At 68.6% G+C, this 2,036-nt stretch carries 2 protein-coding genes; both read right to left on the bottom strand.

Annotated elements, in window-relative coordinates; translation table 11 throughout:
* Positions 1–31: 31 nt before the first annotated feature.
* Entirely contained in the window at positions 32–976 is a 945-nt protein-coding gene (gene phnD, locus ACNPM4_RS16770) for a phosphate/phosphite/phosphonate ABC transporter substrate-binding protein (RefSeq protein ID WP_448986436.1), read from the bottom strand.
* Positions 977–1,114: 138 nt separating this feature from the next.
* Positions 1,115–2,036: glycoside hydrolase family 18 protein (locus ACNPM4_RS16765; RefSeq protein ID WP_448986435.1), on the bottom strand; the 922-nt coding region annotated here is incomplete at its 5' end.

Raw genomic sequence — 2,036 nt, 5'->3', positions numbered from 1 at the left:
CGAGCGGAGCGAGACGAAACGCTGGACAGGGTCACTTGAGGTCCTTGAGCTCGACACCGGCGACAGCCGCGATCTCCGCGAAGGACTCGAAGTCCGCTCCGTCGGGGTCGACCGTCTGCGGGGCCGCCGCGAACGCACCGTAGGCGCCGAGGCGCTCGGCGTTCTCGGGCGAGAACACCTCGGCGATTCCGTCCTGGATCACCTTGCGGGTCTCGGCATCCAGCGACGGGCGGCCGAGCACGGCGCCCTGGATGTCCATCGCCGGGCTCTCGCCCACCGCACGCCACTCGCCGTCCTCGAACGGGAACATCGGGGCACCGAGCTCGGTGAGCATGACCGCGGTGCACGCGGCATCCACCTGGCCCTGCTCCAGCGCGGCGAAGCTGCCCTCGTGCCCGCCCGCGAAGATGGCCTCGTAGTCGGTGCCCTGCTCGAGCCCGGCCTCGTGCAGCATGTACACGGGCATGAAGTAGCCCGAGCTGGAGGCCTGGTCCGCGAACGCCACCGTCTTGCCCTCGAGGTCTTCGACGGTCTGGATGGGCGAGTCCTCGAGCACGACACAGGTCGACACCGGCTTGCCGTCACCCTGGAACGCGACCAGCGCGTCGACCTCTCCGGTGTTCACGGCGAGCGCGGAGGGGAAGCCGCTCATGATTCCGATGTCGACGTGATCGGCGCGGATCGCCTCGACGACGCTCAGGTAGTCGGGCACATCCGTGATCTCGACATCGCGGCCGGTCGCCTTCTCGAGCAGTTCGGCGAACACCTCGACGGGGTTCTCGGCGGTGGGGTCTTCGCCGACGGGAATCGTGGCGATCGTGATGGGGGCGTCGGGATCGGCCGGGGCCGCCTCGGCGGTCGGGCTCTGGCATCCGGTGAGGGCGAGGGCGGCCACGCCCAGGAGGCCGACGACGGGCAGGGTGAAGCGGCGCATGATGACCTTTCGGGAGGAGAGTCCCCGGAATTCCGAGAACATCGGTATTCCAACTCCCGAAGGTGACGGGCAATTACGAGACCGCCGTACTCCGAATGGAACGTCGGATGAACGGACGGTGTCGTCGGACAGCCGAAGCGGGGCAGCCCCCGAAGGGAACTGCCCCGCCACGAGAGGAACCTACGGCAGCGCCGGGCCTCCTGGTCCCGCACCCGGAACCGGGTAGTACACGGGCGGAGTGTCATCCCACGCCGACGGCAGCATCAGCAGGTCGTCGTAGTGGTGCATGGCGATGCCGCCGAACGAGGCGTCGTCCTGGAACGCCGCGTACGTCTTGTCGAGCTCGCCCTCGAGGTAGGTGCGACCCTCCTCCCAGAACGTCACAGTCTCGGGGTCACCCGTGCCGGAGAGGTCCTTGGTCTCGATGCCGACCACGACCGAGTTCGGCTTGCCGATCTGGTTCGCGTAGTCGATCTCGTGCTGCGCCTGGGCGATGATGCCCGCACTGCCGTCGGCCGTGTCGCGGTAGTCCATGATCGCGATGTAGTCGGTCATGTCCTGGATGTGGTCGCTGAGCGGCTTCGTCTGGCCGTTCCAGGTGATCGAGGTGCAGCAGGCCGAGGAGTCCAGCCAGCGCGGGATCGCGGGCCCGACCAGCACCGGCAGCCCGGAGGCGTCGCGCCGCTCGATGAGCGTGTCCAGGATCTCGAGCCACCGGTTCGGAAGGCCGCCGCTGCCGGGCAGCTTCCAGTCGGTGAGGATGTAGGGCTCGATGTCGACGTTGATGCCGTCGAAGCGCGCGGACTCCGGCACGGCGAGGTTGTAGTCGAGGACCTTCTCGAACTCGTCGACCGCGAAGTGCTCGAACTGCTCCAGGGCGCCCAGGTACGGCGGACGCGTGCCGCCGGCGACGGTGGCCTGCACGTGGTAGCCGCGGGCGCGCGCCCACTCCACGAACGCCACGACCTCGTCGCGCGAGTCGCGCAGCATGTCGGTGGTGCCGTACTTGTCGACGCCGAGGTAGATCGTGCGGATGGGGTCGGACCCGAAGGTCGTGGTGTCGTCCATCACGGCGCCGAGGCGGTCGCGGGCGTCTTCATCG

It is taken from the genome of Microbacterium umsixpiens (assembly GCF_053543675.1).
This window is presented reverse-complemented; position numbering and strand designations above follow the sequence as displayed.

Bases quoted from the DNA above. Each gene is read 5' to 3' on its own strand.
- phnD (WP_448986436.1), bottom strand. From the start codon at position 976: ATGTTCTCGGAATTCCGGGGACTCTCCTCCCGAAAGGTCATCATGCGC.